This is a genomic window from Streptomyces sp. NPDC031466, assembly GCF_055581265.1.
The window spans coordinates 492,294-517,269 of the sequence record NZ_JBVIJT010000003.1 but is presented as its reverse complement, the minus strand read 5'-3'; the positions used below and the strand labels follow the sequence as shown (position 1 = coordinate 517,269).

14 protein-coding genes are annotated in these 24,976 nt (G+C 71.8%); 4 read left to right on the top strand and 10 right to left on the bottom strand.

The features are described from left to right. The first annotated feature begins 379 nt into the window (after positions 1-379). A complete protein-coding gene (locus tag ACZ5GP_RS08245) occupies positions 380-2,863 on the top strand; it encodes a polysaccharide lyase 8 family protein (protein WP_468750016.1) in 2,484 nt (827 codons plus the stop codon). Then, positions 2,864-4,744, top strand: coding sequence for a DUF2264 domain-containing protein (locus ACZ5GP_RS08240; protein WP_468750015.1), 1,881 nt, complete (start codon positions 2,864-2,866; stop codon positions 4,742-4,744). It abuts the gene before it with no gap. 7 nt (positions 4,745-4,751) lie between these two features. On the opposite strand, the gene ACZ5GP_RS08235 is transcribed toward ACZ5GP_RS08240, so the two are convergent. The 5 genes from ACZ5GP_RS08235 to ACZ5GP_RS08215 all read right to left on the bottom strand — a co-directional run bounded on the left by ACZ5GP_RS08235 (position 4,752) and on the right by ACZ5GP_RS08215 (position 8,661). After that, positions 4,752-5,279, bottom strand: a complete 528-nt coding sequence (locus ACZ5GP_RS08235) for a GAF domain-containing protein (RefSeq protein WP_468750014.1) — start codon at positions 5,277-5,279, stop codon at positions 4,752-4,754. After that, positions 5,276-5,887: a GTP-binding protein gene (locus ACZ5GP_RS08230; RefSeq protein ID WP_468750013.1), complete on the bottom strand. Its 612-nt coding sequence runs from the start codon at positions 5,885-5,887 to the stop codon at positions 5,276-5,278. The genes ACZ5GP_RS08235 and ACZ5GP_RS08230 overlap by 4 nt, the downstream gene beginning before the upstream one ends. Next, a complete protein-coding gene (locus ACZ5GP_RS08225) occupies positions 5,865-6,236 on the bottom strand; it encodes a DUF742 domain-containing protein (protein WP_468750012.1) in 372 nt (123 codons plus the stop codon). The genes ACZ5GP_RS08230 and ACZ5GP_RS08225 overlap by 23 nt, the downstream gene beginning before the upstream one ends. A gap of 2 nt (positions 6,237-6,238) precedes the next feature. Further along, positions 6,239-6,673, bottom strand: a complete 435-nt coding sequence (locus ACZ5GP_RS08220; RefSeq protein WP_358577531.1) for a roadblock/LC7 domain-containing protein — start codon at positions 6,671-6,673, stop codon at positions 6,239-6,241. Between the two features lie 71 nt (positions 6,674-6,744). Further along, positions 6,745-8,661, bottom strand: a complete 1,917-nt coding sequence (locus ACZ5GP_RS08215; RefSeq protein WP_468750011.1) for a sensor histidine kinase — start codon at positions 8,659-8,661, stop codon at positions 6,745-6,747. Positions 8,662-9,312: 651 nt separating this feature from the next. On the opposite strand from ACZ5GP_RS08215, the gene ACZ5GP_RS08210 reads away from it, so the two are divergent. Continuing rightward, positions 9,313-16,992, top strand: coding sequence for an SDR family NAD(P)-dependent oxidoreductase (locus tag ACZ5GP_RS08210; protein WP_468750010.1), 7,680 nt, complete (start codon positions 9,313-9,315; stop codon positions 16,990-16,992). Positions 16,993-17,086: 94 nt separating this feature from the next. Here the strand turns inward: ACZ5GP_RS08210 and ACZ5GP_RS08205 are convergent, their stop codons facing one another. Beyond that, entirely contained in the window at positions 17,087-19,306 is a 2,220-nt protein-coding gene (locus ACZ5GP_RS08205) for an MMPL family transporter (protein ID WP_468750009.1), read from the bottom strand. 329 nt (positions 19,307-19,635) lie between these two features. On the opposite strand from ACZ5GP_RS08205, the gene ACZ5GP_RS08200 reads away from it, so the two are divergent. Continuing rightward, entirely contained in the window at positions 19,636-20,232 is a 597-nt protein-coding gene (locus ACZ5GP_RS08200) for a hypothetical protein (RefSeq protein WP_468750008.1), read from the top strand. Positions 20,233-20,288: 56 nt separating this feature from the next. On the opposite strand, the gene ACZ5GP_RS08195 is transcribed toward ACZ5GP_RS08200, so the two are convergent. The 4 genes from ACZ5GP_RS08195 to ACZ5GP_RS08180 all read right to left on the bottom strand — a co-directional run bounded on the left by ACZ5GP_RS08195 (position 20,289) and on the right by ACZ5GP_RS08180 (position 24,800). After that, a complete protein-coding gene (locus tag ACZ5GP_RS08195; protein ID WP_468750007.1) occupies positions 20,289-20,738 on the bottom strand; it encodes a cupin domain-containing protein in 450 nt (149 codons plus the stop codon). A 73-nt stretch (positions 20,739-20,811) separates the two neighbouring features. Further along, on the bottom strand, positions 20,812-22,575 hold the full coding sequence (gene ilvB, locus ACZ5GP_RS08190) for a biosynthetic-type acetolactate synthase large subunit (protein ID WP_468750006.1): 1,764 nt from the start codon (positions 22,573-22,575) through the stop codon (positions 20,812-20,814). Positions 22,576-22,973: 398 nt separating this feature from the next. Further along, positions 22,974-23,357: a hypothetical protein gene (locus ACZ5GP_RS08185; RefSeq protein ID WP_468750005.1), complete on the bottom strand. Its 384-nt coding sequence runs from the start codon at positions 23,355-23,357 to the stop codon at positions 22,974-22,976. A gap of 252 nt (positions 23,358-23,609) precedes the next feature. Next, on the bottom strand, positions 23,610-24,800 hold the full coding sequence (locus ACZ5GP_RS08180) for an MBL fold metallo-hydrolase (RefSeq protein WP_468750004.1): 1,191 nt from the start codon (positions 24,798-24,800) through the stop codon (positions 23,610-23,612). Positions 24,801-24,976 lie beyond the last annotated feature (176 nt).

Below are 24,976 nucleotides of genomic sequence, written 5' to 3'. Positions count from 1 at the left end.
GCGCTCGGGTCCATCGAGGATTTCTTAAGCGGCGCCGCAGGTTTCCTTCAGACCTGGGGGTCAGCGGGTCTGACCACGCTCGAAACAGGCGGTCGGCTCGGCGTACAGGGCGGACGCCTGTCAACCGCGCCGCGACGGACTCATTCCTCACCTTGGGGCGGCACCGCAGTAATCGCTTACAGGCTGACCCGGACCGCTCCTTACTCCCAACGCCCCCGCGTGCCCAAGACATCTGGACAGAAAGGAAAACAGAAAGAGCCGAGCCTCTTGCGTCCTGTAGCAACCGCTTACATGCTGTCGCGCAATCGCCGTCACCCCCTGTGCCCCCTGCGCCCTTGACGCCCCTCCGCCCCGACACCTCCGGCCTCCGGGAGTTCGCATGCCCCTGCCCCTCTCCGGCCCCACCGGGCCCAGCCGTCGCACCCTGCTCGCGGCCGGGGCGGCATCCGGCGTCATACCGTCGGCCGGGGGCGCCGCGGCGTGGGCCGCCGACCGCGAAAGCGCCTATGACACCCTCCTCGAACGCGCCGCGGTCCAGCTCACCGGCGGCGCGTTCGACGCCGGTGATCCCGACTTCGCCGCGGCGCTCACGACTCTGGACGCCCAAGCGGCCACCTGGTGGCGGCAGTTGGACCGCTCGGCGGGCAGGACCGCGCTGTGGCCGGATCTCTCCCCCGCGTCGGAGCCCGGCAACTTCGGCCAGAGCTACACCCGTCTGCGCACCCTCGCCACGGCCTGGGCCACCCCCGGCACGTCCCTCAGCGACCCGCCCGGCACCGCGTCCGGAGGCGGTACGAGCGCGGACGTCGCCGAGACGCTCCTCGACGCACTGCGTTTCCTGCACGCCACCGCCTACCACCCGGGTCGCCCGGAGTCCGGCAACTGGTGGTTCTGGGAGATCGGGGCACCAGGCGCCCTGATGGACACCTGCGTCCTGCTGCGCGAGCGGATGCCGGTGCAGGACGTGGCCGCCTACACGGCGACGGTCGCGCGGTTCTGCCCGGACCCCGACCGCCGCGCCAACGCGCCCTCGCTCCCGGAGACCGGCGCCAACCGCGCCGACAAGGCCGTGATCGTGGCCCTGCGCGGCCTGCTCGCCCGGGACCCGGCCACGGTGGCGCTCGCGCGTGACGGCCTGTCCGATGTCCGGGACGGCGGCCGGAACAGCCTCTTCAGGTACGTCACTTCGGGCGACGGCTTCTATGCGGACGGCTCGTTCGTCCAGCACGGCTCCGTCGCGTACACCGGCACGTACGGCAGTGTCCTGCTCGGCGCCGCCGGCCGGCTGATCGCGCTGCTCGCGGGCTCCGCGTGGGCGGTCGAGGACCCGAGTACGTCCGTGCTGTACGACGCGGTGGACCGGACGTTCGCCCCGGTGATCTTCGACGGGCTGATGACGGACGCCCTGCGCGGCCGTGCGGTGTCGCGGGAGAGGGCGCGGGACCACCACGACGGCGCGGCGGCCGTCTCCCACATCCTCCACCTGGGCACGGGCGCCCCCGACACCTGTGCGCGGCGCTGGCGCTCGCTGGCCAAGGGGTGGATCCGCCGCAACACCACCACCCCCTACGGGGGCCTGGTCGGCATCCCCGCGCTGGCACGCGCCAAGGCCGTCCTCGACGACCCGTCGATCCCCGCCGCCGAACGGCGCACCGGCCACCATGTGTTCGCCGACATGGACCGGGTGGTGCACCGGCGGCCCGGCTGGGCCCTGACGCTGTCGCTCTCCTCCCGGCGGATCGCTGCGTACGAGGCGGGCAACGGCGAGAACCTGCACGGCTGGTACACCGGTGACGGCATGACCTACCTGTACCACGGCGACGATCCCGGGCAGTTCGGTGACGGCTTCTGGGCGACCGTGGACCCGTACCGCCTGCCGGGCACGACCGTGGACACCCGCGCCCGCGCCGACATCGGCTCCGGAGCGGGCACCGGCACCTACCGTCCGAAGAACGCCGTGGCGGGCGGCGCGGCCCTGGACGGCCGCTACGGCGCCGCTGCCATGGAGCTGCTCGCCGACGGCAGCACCCTGCGCGCCCGCAAGGCGTGGTTCTGCCTGGACAACGTCGTCCTCGCGCTCGGCGCGGGCATCAGCGCGCGCGACGGCCGCACGATCGAGACGGTCGTCGAGAACCGCCGCCTCCACGTACAAAGCCGCGAACTCCCCGCCCCCGGGGCCACCGGGACCCTGACCGTGGACGGCCGCCCGCAGCCCGGCCACCAGGGCTGGTCCGCGCGGCTGGACGACGCGCGGTGGGCGCACCTGGAAGGCACCGGCGGCTACGTCTTCCCAGACTTCCCCGGCCGGGCCGACGCCCTCGGCCTGCGCGCGCTGCGCGAAGAACGCACCGGCAGATGGCGCGACATCAACACGGGGGCGGACACGGCGGGCGGCACGACGCCGCTCAGGCGGCGCTATCTCACGCTCTGGCTCGACCATGGCACCTCCCCCTCCGACGCGTCGTACGCCTACGTCCTGCTGCCGGGCGCGAGCCCCGCCGCGACCGAGGCCTGGGCGCGGGCCCGTTCGGTGCGGATCGTCGCCAACGACACCACCGCCCAGGCCGTCGAGGCACGCCGCGCCGGCCTGCTCGCCGCGCACTTCTGGCGGCCGGGTCGCGCCGCCGGGCTCGCCTCGTCCGGGCCGGGCACGGTCCTCGTCCGGCGCGGTGCGCAGGGCGCGTCGGTGGCCGTCGCCGATCCCGGCCGCACAGAGACGATCTTCAGCGTGGAACTCCCCTTTCCCGTACGGAAGGTGCTCCGCGCGGACGACACCGTGACACTCGTCCCGGGGCGGCGCCCTGTCGTCACCGTCCGGGTCGGCGGCTCCCGAGGCCGTACACACACCGCGGAGGTCGTCTGAATGCCCGCGCCGCACAGCCGGCTGCCGCCCGCCGACCGCGCCCTGTCCCCGCTGACCGGCTGGACGAGGGCGCACTGGGAGGCGCTCGCCGACCGGCAGTTGGAGGCGCTGGTGCCCTACGCGACGCCGGGCTTCGCGCAGTACCGCCTGCCGGGGCGCCAGAGCTGCTCGGGGGTGGTGTCGGACGGTCTGGAAGGCTACGCGCGCTCATTCCTGCTGGCCTCCTTCCGGATCGCCGGGGCGGGCGGCGAGGTGGACCCCCGCCTGACGGAACGCTACGCGCGGGGTCTGACAACGGGCACCGACCCTGCCGGTGCCGAGGCGTGGCCGCAACTCACCGACTGCTCCCAGCAGATGGTGGAGGCCGCCTCCATCGCGATCGGGCTGCACGAGACCCGCCCCTGGATCTGGGACACGCTCGACACCCGGGTCCAGGAGCGGGTCGTCGACTGGTTCTCGGGGTTCATCGGGGCCAGGACCTGGGAAAACAACTGGCGTCTCTTCCAGGTGGTGACCGAACAGTTCCTCGCCTCGGTCGGCGCGCCCCACAGCCGGTCGGACATCGAGGGCGGGCTGGACCGCATCGAGGACTGGTACCGCGGCGACGGCTGGTACAGCGACGGTGACGGGCGCAACTTCGACCACTACATCGGCTGGGCCATGCACCTGTATCCGCTGCTGTGGGCCCGGGTGGCCGGTGAGGAGGACGGTGGCCGCGGCGCGCTCTACCGCGAGCGCCTGGCCCGGTTCCTCACCGTCCACCCGCACTTCTTCGGCGCCGACGGCGCCCCCGTCCACCAGGGGCGCTCCCTGACCTACCGCTTCGCGGCCGCCGTGCCCGTCTGGATGGGCGCGCTCGCGCGCTGCACGCCCCTGGCGCCCGGCCTGACCCGGCGGCTCGCCTCCGGCGCGGTGCGGCACTTCGTGGAACGCGGCGTCCCCGACGAGCGGGGGCTGCTGCCGCTCGGCTGGTACGGCACGTTCCCGCCCGCCACCCAGCCCTACTCGGGCCCGGCGTCACCGTACTGGTCGAGCAAGGCCTTCCTCGGTCTGCTGCTGCCCGCCGACCACCCGGTGTGGACGGAGCGCGAACTGCCGCTCCCCGTCGAGGAGTGCGACCAGTACACGGCGCTCCCCCGGCCGGGCTGGCTCCTGCACGGCACCCGGCACGACGGCATCGTGCGGCTGATCAACCACGGCAGCGACCACAACCCCCTTGCCGGCCCCGCCCAGGACGACCCGCACTACGCCAAGTTCGGCTACTCCACGGCGAACGCCCCCGAGACCGCCCCGCGCGCGTGGGAGCGCCGCGTCGACGGTCACCTCGCCCTGCTCGCCCCGGACGGCACGCCCTCGCGGCGCCTGCGCATCCACCCCCTGCGCTGCGGGGGACGGCTCGCCGCCTCCCACCACGACGCCCGGCTCCCGGGCCACGACGGCACGTTCCCCGTCGTGACGACGAGCGCCCTGCACGGCCCCTGGGAGATCCGCGCGCACCGGCTGCGGGCCCCGGCGGGCGCGACGGTGCGCGAGGGCGGCTACGCGGTCGCGGACGCGGCACGGCCGCACGTCGAACGCGGCCCCAGCTGGGCCCTCACCCGCACGGCGACGGGCCTCACCAGCGCCCTGGTGGCCCTGCACGGCTGGCAGGACGAGACGGGCGTCGCCCGCGAGGTCGCGGCCAACGCCTACGGGCCGCACTCCGCGACGCCCTTCCTCACCTCCCCGGACCACCCGGGCGGGCACAGCGTCCATGTCACGCTGGTCGCCCTGGCACGGGACACGATCGACGCGCGGGCACTGCGCGAGGCCATCACTTGTGCCGTGGACGAGGACGGCGTACGGGTCCGGTTCCCCGACGGGACGGAGCTGGAGCTGTGAACGGGGGTCAGATGAGGCCGTCCTCCCGCCGGTGGATCTGCTCCACCAGTTCCGCCGCCATCGCCTTGATCGTGTCGAGGCCCGGCCGCCCCCAGCGGCGCGGCTCGACGTCGACCACACAGACCGTGCCGAGCACGATGCCCGTACGGTCGACGAGGGGGGCGCCCAGGTAGGAGCGGATGCCGGTCTCGTCCACCACGGGGTTGCCCGCGAACCGCGGGAAGTCGCGGACGTCCTCCAGGACGAGGGCCTTGCGGCGCACCACCACGTGCGGGCAGTACCCGTGGTCGCGGGCCATGTAGCGGCCCACGGAGCTGCCCGGAGGGTGCAGGCCGGCGAAGAACTGGCGGTTCTCGTCGATGAAGTTGACCATCGCGTACGGTGCGCCGGTCAGCTCCGCGAGACGGCTCGCGAAGTGGTCGAAGGCCGGCTCGACGCGGTCCCCGATACCCAGTCCGCGCAGCCGCCGCACCCGCGCGGGGGCCTCCTTGTCGACGGGGGTGAGCAGCAGGTGACCGGCCGGGTCGTACCTCACGTGTGGGCTCCGTAACTGGGCTCCGGCGCGTGGTTCAGGAGATGTTTGACGAGGATGAGGAGCGTCTGGATGCCCGAGCTGGAGATCCGCGCGTCGCAGCGGACCACGGGCACCCGCGGGTCGAGGTCGAGGGCGGACCGCACCTCCTCGGGCTCGTAGCGGTGGGCGCCGTCGAATTCGTTGATCGCGACGATGAAGCCCATGCCGCGCTGCTCGAAGAAGTCCACGGCCGCGAAGCAGTCCTCCAGGCGGCGGGTGTCGACGAGCACCACCGCGCCGAGGGCGCCCTCGGACAGCTCGTCCCACATGAACCAGAACCGCTCCTGGCCGGGCGTGCCGAACAGGTACAGCACGTGTTCGGGGTCGAGCGTGATGCGTCCGAAGTCCATGGCGACGGTCGTCGTGGTCTTGTTCTCCACGCCCGACAGGTCGTCGGTGGCCTCGCTGACCGTGGTGAGCAGTTCCTCCGTGCTCAGCGGAGCGATCTCGCTGACCGCGCCCACGAAGGTCGTCTTGCCCACCCCGAAACCGCCGGCCACCAGGATTTTCAGCGCGGTGGGAAAGGGGTCGGAGGTGAGGAAGGGGTCAGAGCTGTCGTCGTAATCCATCGAGCACTGCCTCCAACAGGGACCGGTCGGTCGGGTTGTGGTAGAAGTCCGGGGCCTTCGTGGTGAGGGCCCCGGAGTCGAGGAGATCGCAGAGGATCACTTTGGCCACGACGGCGGGCAGCTTCAGCTGCGCCGCGATCTCGGCGACGGACGTCGGGGCGCCGCACAGGCCGAGGGCCGCGGAGTGCTCGGGCCCGAGGTAGCCGAGGGGGGTCGCCCCGGTGGCCATCACCTGGGAGAGCAGGTCGAGTTGGGTGGTCGGTCTGGTCCGTCCGTTGCTGACGGTGTAGGGACGGACGAGCCGTCCGGCGGCGTCGTCGAGCCAGGGCCCGTCGTGCGGGGCCGCCACGCTCAGCGCCTCATCGACGCGGGTTCCCCGGCGGGCTGCCGGGGCGCGGTGATCAGGTACGGGCGCACGCTCTTGACCAGCATCGCCATCTCGTAGCCGAGGATGGCCGCGTCCGCCTCGCGGCCCGCGAGGACGGCGAGACAGGTGCCGGAGCCCGCGGTGGAGACGAACAGGAGGGTGGAGTCCAGCTCCACGACGACCTGCCGGACGTCCCCGCCGTCGCCGAAGCGGATGCCGGCGCTGCGTCCCAGCGAGTAGAGGCCCGAGGCGAGGGCCGCCATGTGGTCGGCGCTGTCCGGGTCGAGGCCGTGCACCGACTTCACGAGCCCGTCGGAGGAGAGCAGGACGGCACTGCGGGTGTGCGGCACGCGCTGCACGAGGCCGCTCATCAGCCAGTCGAGATCGGATACATGGCCGGTCGGCGCATCGCTCGCCATGGTGGATCGACTCCTTGGGGTACGACGTACGAGGGTCAGCGGGTGCGGGGACGGTGGGCGGTGGCGGGGCGTCATGGTGTCGGCCGGCCGCCTTGCTCGCGCCCGTCCCCGGGGAGGCCGCCGCCTCGTGGGGTGGGGTCGCGCGCGTCCTGTGCCTGGGCCAGGCCGATGCCGCGCTGGAACGCGGCCATGAGTCCGGGGTCGTGGCCGACGAGGTGCTCGCTGTCGGGGCGCGGCGCCGGGGCGTCCCGCAGTTGGGGGGCGAGGTGTTCCTGCGCCCGGCGTTTGGGGAGCTGGGGCCGGTCGACGCGGTCCGCCGCCGCGCCGCCCAGCGGCGTGAGCGGTGCCGCGGCGTGCTCGGCGGCGGCCTGCCGGTCCTCGGGCCGGATGCCGGGGACGGCGTCGGCGGGCGTCGGCCGGTCCTGGCGGGCGCCGCGCACGGGCAGGGGCGCGGGCCCGGTGCCCCTCGCGTGAGCGGCGCCCCCTGCGCCCCCGCCCTGGCCTGGCCGCACGTCTCCGGCGGGCGGCACGTCCTGTACCGGCGATACAGCTTGTACAGACGGCACGTCTTGTACGCCTGACACACCTGACACACCTGACACACCTGACGCGCCTGGTACGCCCGGTACGACCGACGCAGTCGACGACACGGCCGACCCCATCGGCGCGGTCGGCACATCTTCTGGTGCGGGCGATACGTTCCGCCCGTCGCCCGAGGCGCCCCGCGCCGCCGCCTCGGCTGCCGGACGGCGGCGCACGCCGGCGGCGGGCTCCGCCTGCGGCTCGGCGCCCAACAGGACCTGCGGCAGGATCAGCACGGCCTGCACACCGCCGTAGATGTTGCTCTGGAGGCGGACCGCGACGCCGTGCCTGCGGGCGAGGGCGGAGACGACGAAGAGGCCGATCCGCCCGTCCTGGAGCAGGCTCGCGACATTCACCTGGTCGGGGTCGGCGAGCAGGCGGTTCATCTTGTCCTGCTCGGCGAGGGGCATACCGAGGCCCCGGTCCTCGACCTCGACGGCGAGCCCGGCGGTCACGAGGTGGGCGCGCAGCAGGACTTGGGTGTGCGGGGCGGAGAACACGGTGGCGTTCTCGACGAGTTCCGCGAGCAGGTGGATGACGTCGGCGACGGCGTGCCCGCGCAGGGTGCCGTCGATGGGCGGCACCAGTTTGACGCGGGAGTACTGCTCGACCTCGGCGATGGCGGAGCGCATCACCTCCGTCATCGAGACGGGGTTGCTCCACTGGCGGCGCGACACGGCGCCGCCGAGCACGGCGAGGTTCTCCGCGTGCCTGCGGATGCGGGTCGCCAGGTGGTCCACGTGGAAGAGGCCCTTGAGCAGTTCGGGGTCCTCCACCTCGTTCTCCAGCTCGTCGAGCAGCGAGATCTCGCGGTGTACCAGTGACTGCAGGCGCCGGGCGAGGTTGACGAAGACCTCGACCTTCTGTTCGCTGCCCGCGTGCCCGGAGAGCTGCGCGGCCTGTACGACGGCGTCGACGGCGACGCCCTGGGCCCGGGTCAGTTCGTCGGCGAGCTGGTCGAACTCGTCCCCGCCGGGTCTGGGTCCGGGCGGTGTGCCGCGCGCGGGCGGCTGATCGCCGCGGCGCAGCTGTTCCACGACGCCGCGCAGCTCGGACTGGCCGCGCACGGCGGTGCGCCGCAGGGCGCCGAGCCGGTCGTGCACGGACCTGGCGGCGCGGTCGGCGGCCACGGCGGCGATCACGATGCCGGTGAGACCGACGAGGACCGCGGCGGTGAGGACGGCGAACAGCGCGGGTCCGGGCCGGGCGCCGGTGGACCTCAGGGTGAACAGCACGGCCGCGCAGGCGCTCAGAGCGACGGCGACGGCGGGCAGCACGGCGATCCGCAGGAGCTGGGGTCGTATGTGCGTCTCGGGCAGGGCCAGGGCGGCCCGGCTGCCGGGCCTGCCGTGCCGTCCGCCCTCACGGCGGTCTGCGCGGGCGGCCGGTGCGCGTAGGTGCGACATCTGCGTCCTCGGTACGTTGCGAGAGGGCTTCGGCGGGTGGCCCGACTCCTGTGGGTGCGGCATGTTTTCGGCAGCGCCGTGCCGGCCGGCAGGTCGCGATGGCATGCCTGCTCTCGTGATCGCTGCGTCGCCCGACGGCCACTCACGGTAGTCGGCGCGGCATCGTGTGCGGTGGGCAGTTGACAAAGTCCGCGGGGGTGCGTCCCGCTCTGGTATGACGCCTCGTACGGGCGTCCGATTCACGCCGTATGCGCGTTCGTGGAGAACGCACCGCGAGCGGAAGGGCTGCGGGTTGCCGGGGATCAGGCGACGGGTGCCGCTTCCGTATCGCCGACCGCTCCGGGGAGCCCTGGGGGCACCCGCCCTCCGTCGAGACGTCCCCGCCGCGCACCCGCGGTGCGGCGGGGACGGCCCGCGCGGCGCGCCGCGGGCGAACGCGCCCTCACGGATCACCGGATCGCCCGTGCCCGTATGCCCCTTGACCCGGCCCTTGATGTCGTGGAGCTCCCGTGCCACACCCCGCCATGGGGAGCACAAGAGATTCCCCTACGGCCTAATGACGGTTTGTCATCGCGCAGTCACTACCCGTTAGATGACGTCTCCTGCTTGTTGATCGACGGGCCATCCAACTCCGAAGAAAGCTGGCTGTGCATGTGGGACGAGGCGAAATCAACGGATCGGGCCATCGCGGTAGTGGGGGCGGCATGCCGCCTTCCCGGCGGCATCGGTGACCTGGACCAGTTCTGGGCCGCGCTTCGGCAGGGCCGTGACCTCGTCGGCGAGGTGCCCGACGACCGGTTCGAGGCATCCCGGTTCGTCGACACCTCGATGCCGCGCCCCGGCAAGAGTTACACCGCCGCGGGCGGCTTCCTCGACGACATCACCGCCTTCGACGCCGCCTACTTCGGCATCTCGCCGAAGGAAGCGTCCCGGATGGATCCTCAGCACCGGTTGCTGCTGGAACTCGCCGTCGAGGCGCTGGACGACGCCGGGATCCCTTCGGAGCGCCTGTCGGGCACCGACACGGCCGTGTACGTCGGGGTGTCGGACACCTCGTACGGCGGACTGCAGATGATGCTGCCGCAGACGGTCAACGCCTACACCATGTCGGGTGCCGCTTCTTCGATCACCGCCAATCGCCTGTCCCACTTCTTCGACCTGCGCGGGCCGAGCATGGCGGTGGACACCGCCTGCTCCTCGTCCCTGGTGGCGCTGGACCGCGCCTGTCGCACCCTGCTCGACGGCAGCAGCCGCGTGGTGCTCTCCGCGGGAGTGAACGTGCTGCTCAGCCCGTACCACTACGTGGGGTTCTCCCAGGCGGCCATGCTGTCACCCAGTGGCAGATGCGCTTCGTTCTCCTCGGCTGCCGACGGGTTCGTACGCGCCGAGGGAGGCGGTCTGGTCGTCCTGAAGAAACTGACGGACGCCATGGCGGACGGTGACCGGATCCACGGGGTCATCCTCGCCAGCGCATCCAACAGCGACGGCAGGACGATGGGACTGGCACTGCCGAGCGCCGAGGCGCAGGAGGACCTGCTGCGTTCGGTGTACGAGCAGGCCGACGTCTCGCCGGACGAACTGGTCTACCTCGAAGCACACGGTACGGGAACCCTGGTCGGTGACCCGCTGGAGTGCCGGGCCATCGGCCGGGCCCTGGGCCGCCGTCGCACCGCCGGGGTACTGCCGATCGGTTCCGTCAAGACCAACATCGGGCATCTGGAGCCGGCTTCCGGAATGGCCGGGCTGCTCAAGGCGCTGCTCGTACTGCGGCACCGGGTGATCCCGCCCTCGTTGCACGCTTCCCCGCCCAATCCGGACATCGATTTCGCGGGGCTGAACCTGGCGACCGCCGACAGCACGTTGTCGCTGGACACGGCCGGGCGTCCCGTCGTCGGGGTGAACTCCTTCGGCTTCGGCGGCTCCAACGCCCACGTCGTCCTCACCTCCCCGCCCACCGCGCCACCCGCCCCGCGCCAGGAACCCGGCAGCCGCGCGGGCACGGGCGGCGAGCGAGCGCTTCCCGTGCTGGTCTCGGCGCGTACCCCCAAGGCGCTGGCCGAGGCAGCGGCGCGAATGGCGGACCGGCTCGCCGGGGCCACCACGCGGGAGTTCTACGACATCGCCCACACCTCCTGCCTGCGCCGGGGAAGGCATCCGCACCGTGCGGTGGTGCTGGCCGGACCGCAGGCCGCCGCGCAGCAGCTGCGGGCGGTCGCAGGCACGCCGGCGTCCGTCGAGGCGCCCGCGGCCGAGGAGCCGGCGCCGAGTTCCGGTGGCGCGGTGACGCAGGGGGCGCCGGGTACCCGTGGGCCGGGGCAGTCACCGTTCGTCCCCTCCTCCCGTGACGGGCAGGAGGCCCGCTCCGCCACCACCGCCTTCCGGGCCGTGTCCCGGGGGCGCGTCACGTTCGTCTTTTCCGGCAACGGCTCGCAGTGGCAGGGCATGGCCGCCGACCTGCTGGAGCACAGCGCGGTCTTTCGCGCCGCCGTCACGCAGGTGGACGCTGCCGTGGCTCCTCTGCTCGGCTGGTCGCCGGCCGAGGAGCTGGCAGCGCCGGCGGATCGGTCGCGTCTCGCGCTGACGGAAGTGGCACAGCCGCTCCTGTTCGCCGTGCAGGTCGGTCTGGTGCGGATGCTGGGGGCACAGGGCATCACGCCGCACAGCGTGCTCGGCCACAGTGTCGGCGAGGTCGCCGCCGCCCATGTCGCGGGTGCGTTGGACCTGGAGCAGGCCGCACAGGTCATCGTCGGCCGGAGCCGAACCCAGGCGGCCACCGCCGGGACGGGCCGGATGGCGGCCGTGGCGCTCCCCGTGGACGAGGCGGTCAAGGAACTGGCCGCCTGGCCCGGAGTGGAAGTGGCAGCGGTCAACAGTGCGCGGGATGTGACCGTGGCGGGCCCGGCAGCCGTTGTGCGGGCGCTCCTGGCCGAGTTGACGCACAAGGGAATCGCCTGCACGGAGCTGGACCTGGACTACGCCTTCCACAGCGCGGCGATGGACCCGATCAACGGGCCCCTGAGCCAGGAGCTGGACGGACTGCGGCCCGGGGCGTCCGGGGTGACGATGTTCTCCTCCGTGACCGGTGAGCGGATCGAGGGCGAATGCCTGGACGGTGCCTACTGGTGGCGCAACGTGCGCGAGCCAGTACTGTTCGCCGCCGCTGCGGAGAAGGCCTTGGAAGACGGCACCGACATCTTCCTGGAGATCGGCCCGCATCCGGTGCTCCGCTCCTACCTGCACCGCGTCGCCCGCTCCCGCACCCGTGACACGGTCGCGGTGACAGCGACCCTGCGACGCGGCGCCGACGGCCCCGGGGCGCTGCACGAGGCGGTGACCGCGCTCATGGCGCAGGGCGCCGAGCTCGACTGGAGCGCGCACTTCCCGCGCCGGGGGCGGGTGGTGGACCTCCCCGCGTACCCCTGGCAGCGCGAGCACCACTGGAACGGGACCCCGCAGACCTGGTTGCGCACCAGCGGCTCCGGACAACTGGACCATCCACTGCTCGGTGAGCGGCTGCCCTCGCCCGTGCCGACCTGGGAAGGGGCGGTCGAGCCGGCGTTGGCGCCGTGGCTGGCCGACCACCGGCTGGCGGGTTCGGTGGTGGTGCCGGCGACGGCCTACGTGGAGATGGCGATGGCCGCGGGACGCCTCATCCTGGACGGTCCGGCGGAGGTCGACTGCCTGGAGATCGCCCGCCCCTTGGTCGTACCGTGGGCGGACGCCGGCAGTGTCCGGGTCCAGCTGGCCGTCACACCGGACGACGGGCTGGTCAGCATCACCAGCACCGAGGCACGGACCGCACTGCCGCGTGCGCACGTACGGGCGAGGGTGCGGGCCCTGCTCGGGCACGCACCCGCCGACGTGGACCTCGACGCCGCCAAGGGGCGCTGCGGGCGCGTGGTGAACGCCAGGGAGCACTACGACGCGGTCGGGCGCGCCGGTCTGCAGTACGGTCCCGCCTTCCAGGTGCTGCGCGAACTACGCGTGGGGGACGGGGAGGTGGTGGCGGCCTACCGGCACGAGGCGCCCAGCGAGGAGTACCAGGCCCACCCGGCCCTGCTGGACGGCGCCCTGCAGGCGGGTGCGCCGCTGATCGGCTCAGCCGTGGAGGACGGCACGGTCTACCTTCCCGCCGCGATCGGGTCCGCCCGGGTGTGGCGCGCACCCGCCTCCTCGGGGTGGATCCACGTGCGCCGGCGGTCCTCCTTGGAGGCCGAGGAGTGCTGGGACATCGTCGTGACCGACGAGGACGGACGCGTCACTGTCGAGCTGCTCCGCTGCCGCCTCCGGCGCCTGACGGGCGCCCACCGGAGCGCCCTGACGGTGTATCACACCACGATGCGGGCTGCGTCCGACCCGCTGCCATGGGCCGGCGACGGACCGACGGTCACGCCCCACCAGATCGCCGCGGGCGCCGCCGACCACATCGCCGCCTGCCGCGCCGACTGGCACGACGCCGACTACGAGCGCTTCGAAACCCTCCTCAAGAGCGCTGCCGCACACCGGTACGCCGAGGCCCTCGCCGCTCTCCTGCCCGACCGCGGCGCGCCCTTCGTCATCGAGGACCTCGTCACCGCCGGAATGGACCCGCGGTGCGTGCCGTTCGTCGAGGCGGTGCTCCCCGAACTGGTCCGCCACGGCCTGGTGCGGGAGGAGGACAGCAATGGTCTGCGGCTGACCCGCCCGACGTTCGAGGGCGAGGAACTCCTGCGCGCGCTGGTCCTGGACCTCCCCCGGTACTCCACCGAGAACCGGCTGGCCATCAGCCGGACCCGGGACGTCCTGGGCCGCGACGACGACGCCCGCGCGGAACTCACGGCGGGCGGCGGCAGTCTCACGGATGTCGAACAGCTCTACGACACCGCCCTCACGTCCCGCTTCCACAACCGCCTCGCGCAGGCACTCCTTCGCGAGACGGTACGGACATGGCCGCAGGACCGGCCCCTGCGGGTCCTGGAGGTGGGGGCCGGTACCGGCGGCACGGCGGCGGCCCTGCTGCCCCTCCTGCCCGCCGAGCGCACCCACTACGTCTACAGCGACGTCTCCGCCGCGTTCCTCGCCCGCGCCCAACGGCGCTTCGCCGCCTATGACTTCCTCACCTACCGCACCTTCGACCTGAACGAGGACCCGGGCGGCCAGGGGCTGCCCGAGGCGGGCTTCGACCTCGTGATCGCCGCCAACGCGCTGCACACTGCCACCGACCTCGAAGCCGCGGTGCGGCGCGTGGCCACCCTTCTCGCCCCCGGCGGCCTCCTGCTCGCCGTCGAGAGCCACGACACACACGTACTGACCCCCTTCTTCGGGTCCCTGGAGACGTTCTGGACCCGTAGCGACCACGCACTGCGACCCAGCTCCCCCCTGCTGCCCGGGGACCGCTGGCCGGAGCTGCTCACCAGGTGCGGCTTCACCGACGTCGTGCGCACCGGCGACGACGCCACGGTCTGCCGCGACGACTTCTCCGTACTGCTGACCGCGGCCCCCCGGGATGCCGTGGCGGCGCCTGCCCTGCCGGCGCCCGCGACAGCACGTCACAGGATCGTCGCCGCCGAGACGGCCGAGGAACTCCCCCTGGCCGAAGCCATCGCCGAACACCTGCCCCCGGACGCGGACGGAGCCCCTGCCTCGGTGCGGGTGGCGGACGAGGATGCCGCCGGCTGGGCCCGCCTCCTCGGGGAGGAAGGCACCCAGGTGTGCGTGCTTCTCGGCGAAGCATCCGGTGACGACCCGGCCGAGGCCGTGGCACTCACCACCCGGCGCGCGGCGCTCATGCGTTCCATCGCCCGGGCCGCCGCGGCCGCCACCGGCGGCGCACAGACCTCGCTCACCGTGGTGACGCGGCCCAGCGGCGCACTTCCCCTGCCGGAGCGGGCAGTGGCGACCCTCGACGCGGCGGTGTGGGGAATCGCCCGGTCCCTCGCCAACGAGGAGCCCCGGCTGTCGCTGCGTACCGTCTCACTGGACCGTTCGGGTACCGCCGCGACCGACGCCTACCGGGTGGCCCACGAACTACTGACGGACGACACCGAGCCCGAGGTGGTGGTCACCGCCTGCGGTGGGCGATTCGTTCCACGGGAACGGGCGCTGCCCGCCGACCACACCGAGGTGACGGCTGTGGCGGCGGAGCCCTTCACGCTGGAGGTGTGCTCCCCCGGCCTGTCCTACCGGCTTGCGTGGGTCGCGAACACGCCTCTCCGCCCGGGGCCCGGGCAGGTCGCCGTCGCCGTACGAGCCGCCGCCCTGAACTACCGCGACATGATGCAGGCGGTCGGTCTCCTGCCGGCCGAGGCGATCGAAGGAACCTACACCGAGGTCGGCCTCGGCTTGGAATGCGCCGGGGTCGTGACAGCCGTCGGACCCGACGTGACCGGTTTCCGGCCGGGCGACCGGGTCTACGGCCTGGCGCCGGCGTCCCTGGCCTCCCACACCCTGACCGCCGCCCAGGCGCTCGGCCACATCCCCGACGCCATGGGCTTCGCGGAAGCCGCCACCCTGCCCGTCGTCTTCTCCACCGTGCATTACAGCCTCGACCACCTGGCGCGCCTGCGGGCCGGGGAGACGGTCCTGGTCCACGGCGGCGCCGGCGGCATCGGGCTCGGCGTGCTCCAGTACGCCCGCCTGTGCGGTGCCCGGGTGATCGCCACCGCGGGCACACCCGCCAAGCGGGAACTCCTGCACACCCTCGGAGTCGACCACGTCCTGGACTCCCGCAACCTGGACTTCGCCGTCCAGGTCATGGAGGTCACCGAGGGGCGCGGCGTCGATGTCGTGGTCAACTCCCTGGCCGGAGAAGCGATCACCCGCAGTCTGGAACTGCTGCGCCCGGGCGGCAGGTTCATCGAGCTGGGCAAGCGGGACATCTACGAGAACAAGCCGCTGCTGCTGCGGCCCTTCCGCAACAACATCAGCTTCTTCGGGGTGGATCTCACCACCCTGGCCTTCGACCCCGACCGAGGAGCGGCACTCTTCGCCGATGTCGCCGAGCGCGTGAGCAACGGTTCGTACCGTCCGTTGCCGCACAGCGTGTATCCCGCGGCCCGGGTGGCCGAGGCGTTCCAGCTCATGCAGCATTCCCGCCATGTCGGCAAAGTCGTCGTCACGCTGGACCCCCTGGACGAACCGGTGCGCGTGGAGCGGCGGACGCAGGCGCCCGCCCTGGACTCGCAGGCCACCTATCTGGTGACGGGGGGTCTGGGCGGATTCGGCGCCGCGACCGCCGCGTGGCTGGCGGACCGGGGCGCACGCCACCTGGCTCTGGTGAGCCGACGCGGCGACGCGTCCCCGGAGGCCGAAGAGGTGCTGGCCGGCCTCACCGAACGGGGCGTGCGGGCCATCGCCTACGCCGCCGACGTCACCGACGCGTCCGCCATGCGAGAGGTCCTCGCCCGTATCGACGCGGGCGGGCACCCGCTCCGCGGGGTCGTCCACTGTGCGATGCAGTTGGAGGACGACCTGCTGGTCGCACTCTCCGACGAACGGTTCGCCGCCGCCCTGGCCCCGAAAATGGCCGGCGCGATGGTGCTCGACCGTCTGCTGGGCGACCGCGAGCTGGACCTGTTCCTGCTGTACTCCTCCGGTACCACCTTCCTGGGCAACATCCGCCAGACCAACTACGTGGCGGCCAACCTCTGGCTGGAGGCACTGGCGCGGCGCCGGCGGCGGTCGGGGGCCGCCGGCCAGGCAGTCGCCTGGGGTGCCATCGGGGAGACCGGATACGTCGCCCGCAACGAGCTGACCGAGACGCTCGCCTCGATGGGCATGGAGCCCGTGCCGTTGCGTGAGGCGTTCACCGCCCTGGAGTCACCGGCCGTACAGCGTGCGGAGGTGGCGGGCGTGGGGCGCTACAACTGGGCACGGTTGCGCGGCCTCCTGCCGACCCTGGCCACGCCGCGCTGTTCCACGCTGCTCCCCGAGCGCATGGACGAGGCCGACCACACGCGCGAGGAGATCGTGGCGGCACTGGCGGCCATGTCGCCGGCGGACGCCGCCCGTGCCGTCGCCGGGACTCTCGCGCATCTGCTGGCCGGCGTGCTGCACATGAACGAGCAGGAACTCGACCACGACCGCCGACTCGACGAGTACGGGCTCGATTCGTTGATGCTCGCCGAGATGCTGGTGTCCCTGCGCAACCGGTTCGACATCGAGATCCCGCCGCTGGAGCTGCTGCGAAGCGGCGGGACCGTCACCGACATCTCACATCTGGTGCTGCTGCGCCTGGGCCTGTCGAGCAGCCCGCAGACACCGGCCGAGAGCGAAGGGCCGTCCGGAAAGGGTGCGCCCCTGGACAACGGTCCGGCCCCGGCCGACGAGGTGGCCGCGCCCTCCAGGGTGTGACTCCCTCTTCGCCCCGGTCCGGAACCGCCCGGACCGGGGCGTCCCCGTGCGGGGCGACAGGCGTCGGGTACGGGTGTGACGCGCCGAGGCGGAATCAGCAGACCGGATCCGAGGTCTGTTCGGCGCGGGCGCCCGGCACGTTCCCCGTGGTGCGGGGCAGCGACTCGCCGCACCAGCGGTCCAGGCCGAGTCGGCGGTGGACGGCGGCGAGCGGGCGGGGCGCCCACCAGTTGGCGTGCCCGGTCAGCCTCATGAACGCGGGGACGAGCACGCCGCGTACGACCGTGGCGTCGAGCAGGACGGCCAGTGCGAGACCGCAGCCGATGAGCTTGAGGAGGGTGATGTCCGAGGTCACCAGCGGGAACAGCGCCGCCGCGAAGATGGCGGCCGCGATGGTGATCATGCGTCCGGTGCGGGCGAGACCGCCGTACACCGCCGCGCGGTGGTCACCTGTGGCCCGGTACTCCTCCTGGATGCGGGAGATGAGGAAGAGCTCGTAGTCGACCGAGAGCGCGAAGGCTGCTCCGAACACCAGGACCGGCATGGAGGTCTCCAGCTCTCCGGTCACCGTGAAGTCGCCCAACAGGTGCCGCAGATGCCCGTCCTGGAACACGTACACCATGGCGCCGAAACTGGCGCTCAGGCTCAACGCGCCCATGACGACGGCCTTGACGGGGATCAGTACGGAGCCGGTGAACAGGAACAGCAGCAGCAGGGTGCTGCCGACGACGATGCCCGCCGCCCACGGCAGGGTCCGCAGCACGGCGGCTTTGGTGTCGAGCACGCGCGCGGGGCGGCCCGAGACGTCGTGGCGGCCCGGGGACGGCAGGGCGCGCAGTTCTCGTACCAGATCCTCGTCCCGCTGCGGCGGCCCGTCGGCGGCCACGGAGAGCCAGGTGGCGCCTTGGGCGATGTACATGAGCGAGTCCGTCGAAGGGCCGGAGTCGAGGCGGCCGTCCTTGTAGGTGCCCAGGGCCGTGCCGGTCTCACCCACGCCCGGCAGGGCGGAAACCTCGCGGGCGTAGCGGTCCAACTCCTCTCCCTGGTCGATCACGTCCGTGTCGGGCAGCAGTACGGTCAGGGTTCGCGTCCAGGGCAGGGCGAACTCCTGCTCGATCCGGGTGGCGGTGGCGTGGGACTCGGCCTCTGCAGGCAGGACACGTTGGTCGGCGACACCGAAGCGTACGTGGGCGAAAGGAGCGGCGAGCGTGAGCAGAACGAGCACGGCGCTGCCCCCCGCCAGCACCGGCCGGGTGGTGGCCTGGCGCGCCACTCGCAACCACAGGGGCGTCCGTCGCGCGGTGATCCCGCGCAGGGGGGCGAAAAGGTCTCCACGGTCGATACGGGTCCCGATGACGACGAGCAGAGCGGGCAGCACCAGATGGGTGGTCGCCGCGGCGAGCACCACCACGCTGATGCCCGCGAGGGCGAGGGACCGCAGGAAGCCCAACGGGAACAGGAGGAGTGCGCCGAGGCAGACGACGACCGTGGCCGCCGAGTACAGCACGGTGCGCCCGACCGTGCGCATGGTGGTCTCGACCGCCTCGGAAGGTGGCGCTCCGGCCGCCAGTTCCTCGCGATAGCGGGTGACGAGGAAGAGGCCGTAGTCGACGGCCAGGCCGAGACCGAGGGCGGTGGTGATGTTGGCTGCGAACGCCGACAGCGGCATGACGTTCATGAGGATCCGCAGCACGGCGAAGGTGCCGGCCACCGCGAGGCCACCGACCACGGCGGGCAGGAGCGCGGCGGTCAGTGACCCGAACGCGAAGAGCAGGATCAGCATCGCCGCCGGTACACCGATGAGTTCGGACTGCCACAGCTCCTGGCGACTGAGCTGGGTGGCCTGGGCCATCACCCAGGCGGGCCCGGTCGCCGACACCCGAAGACTTCCGTGCCCGGCCTGTCCGCTGTACTCCGTGGTCAGTTGCGGGACCAGGGTGGCGGCCAGCCGCGCGGCCTCGTCCTCGTTCCCGCGCAGGTCGACCGTGACCAGGGCGGCCCGCCCGTCCTTGCTGCGGAGCCGGTTGTCCCCCACCGTCCAATACGAGAGGGCCTCGCCCACTCCGGGACGCCGCCCGACCTCCCGCGTGAAAGCGCGCCCCGCGCGGGCGACCGCGGGGTCATCGACGGGCGCGTCCGCCGTCACATGGAGCACCAGGTCGGGAATGCCCGCACCGAAGCGCTGATGGAGCTGAGTCTCGGCACGCGCGGCCTCGGTTCCCTCCGCGATGTAACCACCGTTGGAGAGCCGTACGGGGGCCACGATCGCGGCAAGCGCCAGCGTCAGGCCGATCGCCAGCGCTGCCGAAAGCACCCACCAGGGATGACGCACGCCCCACCGCATTCGAGCCGGCGGCGATGCCCCGCTCGCAGGACCTGCGGGGAACCGCCGGGCGTGAGGCCATCGCATGTCAGGTCCTTTCTCTCAACCAGGGCAACCCTGGCGACACGGACATGAAATGGTCAAACACTTCTTGATCCATACGAGTGATGAAATACCAGTACCCGTACGGAACGAGCTACCTTGCCGTGCGTATCCACATCGCCGGAGCACCGCACGACCACCCTGCACCGCCCGGCGTGGATGCACCTACGGCACGAGAACTCCGTCCGGCACGAAACATCAGCAAGGAGAACGCCCCCATGCGCAGGACTTCTCTCTTCCGCACCGCCACGGTCGCCGCGGCGACCCTCCTCACGCTGCTCACCTCCAGCACCGGGAGCGAAGCCGAATCGCGGGCGCACGCCGCCGCAACCGGCACGCGGCCGCACAACACCCTCTCCTGCACGCTCAAAACGGGCCCGGGCGAACGCATTTCCTTCTCACCCGCGGTCTCCAGCACTCCCCGCTCCATCTCGGCCCACGGCAGCGCGCAGTTGAACAACTGCTCCTCGCCGAACGGGCGTCAGAGCCGTATCCGGTCCGGCAAACTGACCCTGCGCGGTACCGGCCGGGCGAGCTGCGCCCGGGCCACCCGGATCCACGGCAGCGGCACCATCACCTGGTATTCCGCTCCCGGCCGCAGTGGGCGGGTCGTGGGTAGCTCCACGCTGAAGCCCGCCGGCCACGGCTCGCGCGGGTACACGCCGGTGGACTCCTTCCTTTCAGGCACCATCGTCTCGGGCCTGATGAAGGGCCACCCGTTTACGGGCGTCGCGGTGCCGACCAATGACGTGCGGCGGTGCTTCGGCAGCGGCGTCCACTACGTGCAGGGCCGCGGCCGCCTCTCCGTCGGCTGACCCAATCGGCCCTGCCCTCCCCTCAGCGGCAGGCAGGGCCGTCTCCCTGGTGGGGGTCATGGTGCGCGCCGCTGCGGCTCGACCGGTGGCGGTACCTGTACGGCCAGGGGACTTTCCGGTCCGGGCTGGAAGTAGACCGCGTGCATGACGAGCGGAGTGTCACCGAGGTTGGTGCCGATGTGGGCGTGCTCAGGGCCGCGCGCCTCGACGACGCAGCTGCCGGCGGTGATGGTCTCCACGTCGAGGTCGGCGTAGGTACGGGTGAGTACTCCCTGGTCGACGACGATGAGCAGGCGCCCGGGGTGGTAGTGCCACTCCGTGGTGCCGCCGGGTGGCAGGACGATCTTACGCACCGTGACGTACGTGACATCCTTGCCCAGGTCGGGCAGTACGTCACGGAGTAGTCCGCGGGCCAGGGGTACCTGGTGGGCAGCCGGAGCCTGGTCGGGCGGGAAGGCCGCGCGGAGCGCGTCCTCGCTGGGGCGCGGGTCGTGTGCTTCGGCCATGGTTCCGTTCCATTCCATGAGTGCCGTGGGCCGGGGGCTCGGTGTCCCCGAAAACCGGTGGTCAGTGTCGCGTTCAGAAGTGAGGGCGCAGACCGCGTGCGATCTCGATCCTGTCGTTGGGGACGCCAGGGGGGACCATGGGCCACACCATCGCGCTCTTCGACACCACGAATTCGACGACCGCTGGACGATCACGGATCGCGGAGGCAGCCAGCACGGCACGATCCACCTCTTCGGGGCGGTCGCAGCGATGAACAGCGCAACCGTAGGCCCGCGCCAGTGCGGTGATGTCCGGACTGGTCGGCATGGCCGGCGAATCGAGGTCCGTCTCCACGAAGTCCTGCTCGTGAAAAAGGTCCTGCCACTGGCGCACCATTCCCAGTGAGGCGTTGTTGAGCACGGCGACCTTCACCGGCAGATCGGCGTGGACACAGGTGGCCAATTCCTGGCAGGTCATCGCGAAGGACCCGTCCCCGTCGATGGCCCACACCTCGGCGTCGGGAAGAGCCGCCTGGACACCCAGCGCCGCCGGCAAGGCGTACCCCATGGTGCCGGCTCCCCCCGAATTGACAAAGGCACGCGGGTAGTTGTGCCGGATGAACTGCGAGGCCCACATCTGATGCTGGCCGACACCGGTGGTGTAGACGGTGCCAGGGCCCGCGGTCAGGACTCCCAGGCGCTCGATGACGTACTGAGGCATGAGTCCGTCATTCTGGTTCTGGTAGCCCTGTGGATAGCGTGAGCGCCAACTGTCCAGCCGCTCCCACCAGTCCTCCAGTCCTCGGCGGGTTCTCTGGGCGCGCATCGACCGGTGTACCTGGTCGGTGAGGGCGGTCAAGGCCGCGTGACAGCCGGCGTGCAGAGCCACGTCGGCGCGCCGTTTGCGGTTCAGTTCGCCGCTGTCGATGTCGATGTGGACGACGGCCGCGTGCGGGGCGAAGGAATCGAGCTTTCCGGTGACGCGGTCGTCGAAGCGCGCACCTGCGGCGATGATGAGGTCGGCCGCTTGGAGAGCGGCGACCGCCGCCACCGTTCCGTGCATGCCCGGCATGCCCAGGTGTTGGCGGTGGGTGTCCGGGAAGGCGCCGCGTGCCATCAGCGTCGTGACGACGGGCAGGTCCAGCGTCTCGGCGAGCTCGCGCAGGGGCGCTGCGGCATCGGCCTTGATCACGCCGCCACCGACGTACAGAACCGGACGTTCGGCGGCCAGCAGGAGTTCGGCGGCCCGCTCGATCAGCGCCGGGGCCGGCTGGGGCGGCTCGGCGGGATACGGATCGGGCCAGGAAGCCGGAACGAACTGGCCCGTGCCCGCCAGCGCGTCCTTGGTGATGGACACCAGGACCGGGCCGGGGCGGCCGCTGAGGGCGCACCGGATGGCTTCACCGACGGCATCGGCGACATCGGTGGCCCTGGTGACCTCGACGGCGTACTTGGTGACAGGTGCCACGATGGAGCAGATGTCGGCCTCCTGGAAGGCCGCCGTGCCCAGTTGTGAGCTATCGACCTGGCCGGTAATAGCGAGCACGGGGACCGAGTCCATGTGGGCGTCCATCAGCGCAGTCACCAGATTGGTCGCACCGGGCCCGGACGTGGCCAGGCACACGCCGAGGGTGCCGGTGGCCTGAGCTTGGCCGGATGCCGCGTGTCCTGCTCCCTGTTCGTGCCGGGTCAGTATGTGCCGCAGTCCGGGGAATTCACTGAGTGTCTGGTAAAGCGGAAGATTTGCCCCACCCGGTATCCCGAACAACAATTTCACCCCGGCTCGCTGCAGCATCGATAGCGTGGCTGCCGCACCGGACATCCGGCGGGGTGAGCGACTTTCGGCCAATACATCCATGAAGCATCCTTTCCACCGTTCCCGTCCCTCTCCCAGTAAGACAGCTGGCCCTTGACAACGCCAGAATGGTACGCGGGGATTCTGCGCGCTTTTCTCGCGGCCCCGATAGACGGATAGCCTGGTTCTGTAAAAGGTACGTCGGGACCTGTGGCGTTATACGGGCAAGATGATCCCTCCGGCGCCCCGACTCTCGACTGTCTGTACCATGCACTCCGCGAGGACAGGGAATGATGAAGCCTCTGCGGGGACCTCAAATGTAGCTTTTCAGTCATCTCTCTCACGCATGCAAGCTTGTCTCTCCTGCATTTAGAGATTCCCCTGGAAGAAGCTGAATTGTGAGGAGTACCGCTTGAGCCCCATGGAGCCGTACCGCATCAAGGCGGTCGAAGCGCTGCCTTTCACGGACCGGGAGCATCGAGAGCTGAGCTCGCGGGAGGCCGGCTACAACCTTTTCCGGGTCTCCGCTGGTCGTTCAGACCGACGCGCAGGGCGGGGGCGACCCACCGGCCGAGCGCGAAGGACAACCCGAGGTGCAGGGCACCGAGGACAGGGGTGACCTCGGCGGCCGTGAACGTGGTTCCGCTCAGCCGACGGATCTCCATCACGTGCGTCATGACGTAGACGTCGGCCTGGCCCACGTCGGAGAAGACGGTCTTGTGGTCGGGGCGGATGTTCGGCGGCGTGATCTTCCATCCGTCCACCTCGTGCACGCTGCGCCCGGCGGGCGCCAGTAGCGGTACTCCGTCGCGGCACGGGCTGCCAGGTGTGCGCTGCCGTGCCATCGGGGCAGGTTGCACCAGTGGAAGACGACACGGTCGAGCGGAGCGGTGGGGTCTCCGTACGGAGTGCCGTTGGACCAGCCGCTCACAGCGCCCCTGGATACCGGCAGTTCGATGCCGAGATCAGGCAGACTCAGCTCGGTCTTGTCCGTAGAGGAGAGGTCATGGCCCGGATGGTCCGGCCATCGAGCCGTCGTAGAGGGTGAGATCGACTCCCCTGGCGGACCATCTCGCGAAGCTCGTTCCCGACCGACGTCACCGCTCATCCGCGAGGTCGAGATCACCCCGGCTCGTCGCGGCCACACCCTCAGCACCTAGGGAACGGCGCCACGGACGGGCGACCGGGCCGGACACCGCCCGCCACCACGCCTCCACCGGCAGCTTCCCCGTCGGCTCGAACGGCTCGCCCGGCCGCGGGAACGCCACCGCCTGGCCGGCCTCCTCGGCTGCGTCCTTCGTCCACTCCCCCGGCTCCCCCCACGCGTGCAGCGCCAGGTTGAACGTCCCCCAGTGGATCGGCAGCATCACGCCGCGCGCCTGGCCGCCCTGGAGGTCCAGGTGGGCCCGCATCCCCTCTTCCGGGGTCATGTGGATGTCCGGCCAGAAATCGGAGTAGGCGCCGATCTGGATCATCGTGACGTCGAACGGTCCGTGCTCGGCGCCGATCTCGCGGAAGCCCGGGAAGTAACCCGTGTCCCCGCTGTGGAAGACACGGTGCTCGGGCCCGGCGACCACCCAGGACGCCCACAGCGTGTGCTGCTGGTTGCGCAGGCCCCTGCCGCAGAAGTGCCGCGCGGGCGTCGCCGTCAGGGTCAGGCCCGCGACCTGCGTCGACTCCTGCCAGTCCAGCTCGCGGAGCCGGTCGGCGGGTACGCCCCAGTGTTCCAGGTGGGCGCCGACGCCGAGCGGCACCACGAACACGGTGCCGGTACCGGCCAGCGCCTTGATGGTGGGCATGTCCAGATGGTCGTAGTGGTCGTGCGAGATGACCACGGCGTCGACCGGCCCGAGGGCCGCGAGCGGCACCGGCACGGGGTGCAGCCGCTTGGGCCCGGCGAAGGAGAACGGCGAGCACCGCTGGCCCCACACCGGGTCGAAGAGCACGCGCCGCCCGTCGAGCTCGGCGAGGACACTGGAATGCCCCATCCAGGTGATGCGCAGTCCGTCGGCCGGCGGCTTCGCGAGGTCCGCGAGGGTCGTGGCGTGCACGGGGACCGTCCCGGCGGGGCCCCGGCGCGCGCGCTCCTCCTTGCGGAAGTAGACCTTCGCGAATTCCTTCCTGGAACCCGACGGCCTGATGCGCGCCCCCACGGGGTTGCGGAAGGAGCCGTCGGCCACGGAGAAGTTCGGCGACCTGCGGATCCGCGCCAGCCGCGCGCCCGCCGGATCCGCGCCGAAGGCGGGGGTCCGCAGGGTGCGGAGCCCGGGAATCAGGGACCGGGACACGGAACCTCCTGAAAGGGGTGGACAGGCCTCCCATTATGTCCACCGCCCGTGATGCCACATTCCCGCGGGGCCCGATGTCGGGCACCCGGCGGCCGCGATGTCACGTTCCGGGGGCCGTGCTCCGTCGTGTCAGTGCTCCGGTGACCGGCACCGGAGGACGACGTCCGGCGAGCACC

Coding starts and splice junctions, on each gene's coding strand:
- ACZ5GP_RS08200 (WP_468750008.1), top strand. CDS start 19,636: ATGCGCAGGACTTCTCTCTTCCGCACCGCCACGGTCGCCGCGGCGACC.
- ACZ5GP_RS08195 (WP_468750007.1), bottom strand. CDS start 20,738: ATGGCCGAAGCACACGACCCGCGCCCCAGCGAGGACGCGCTCCGCGCG.
- ACZ5GP_RS08215 (WP_468750011.1), bottom strand. CDS start 8,661: ATGTCGCACCTACGCGCACCGGCCGCCCGCGCAGACCGCCGTGAGGGC.
- ACZ5GP_RS08240 (WP_468750015.1), top strand. CDS start 2,864: ATGCCCGCGCCGCACAGCCGGCTGCCGCCCGCCGACCGCGCCCTGTCC.
- ACZ5GP_RS08185 (WP_468750005.1), bottom strand. CDS start 23,357: ATGGCACGGCAGCGCACACCTGGCAGCCCGTGCCGCGACGGAGTACCG.
- ACZ5GP_RS08230 (WP_468750013.1), bottom strand. CDS start 5,887: ATGGATTACGACGACAGCTCTGACCCCTTCCTCACCTCCGACCCCTTT.
- ACZ5GP_RS08220 (WP_358577531.1), bottom strand. CDS start 6,673: ATGGCGAGCGATGCGCCGACCGGCCATGTATCCGATCTCGACTGGCTG.
- ACZ5GP_RS08210 (WP_468750010.1), top strand. CDS start 9,313: ATGTGGGACGAGGCGAAATCAACGGATCGGGCCATCGCGGTAGTGGGG.
- ilvB (WP_468750006.1), bottom strand. CDS start 22,575: ATGGATGTATTGGCCGAAAGTCGCTCACCCCGCCGGATGTCCGGTGCG.
- ACZ5GP_RS08245 (WP_468750016.1), top strand. CDS start 380: ATGCCCCTGCCCCTCTCCGGCCCCACCGGGCCCAGCCGTCGCACCCTG.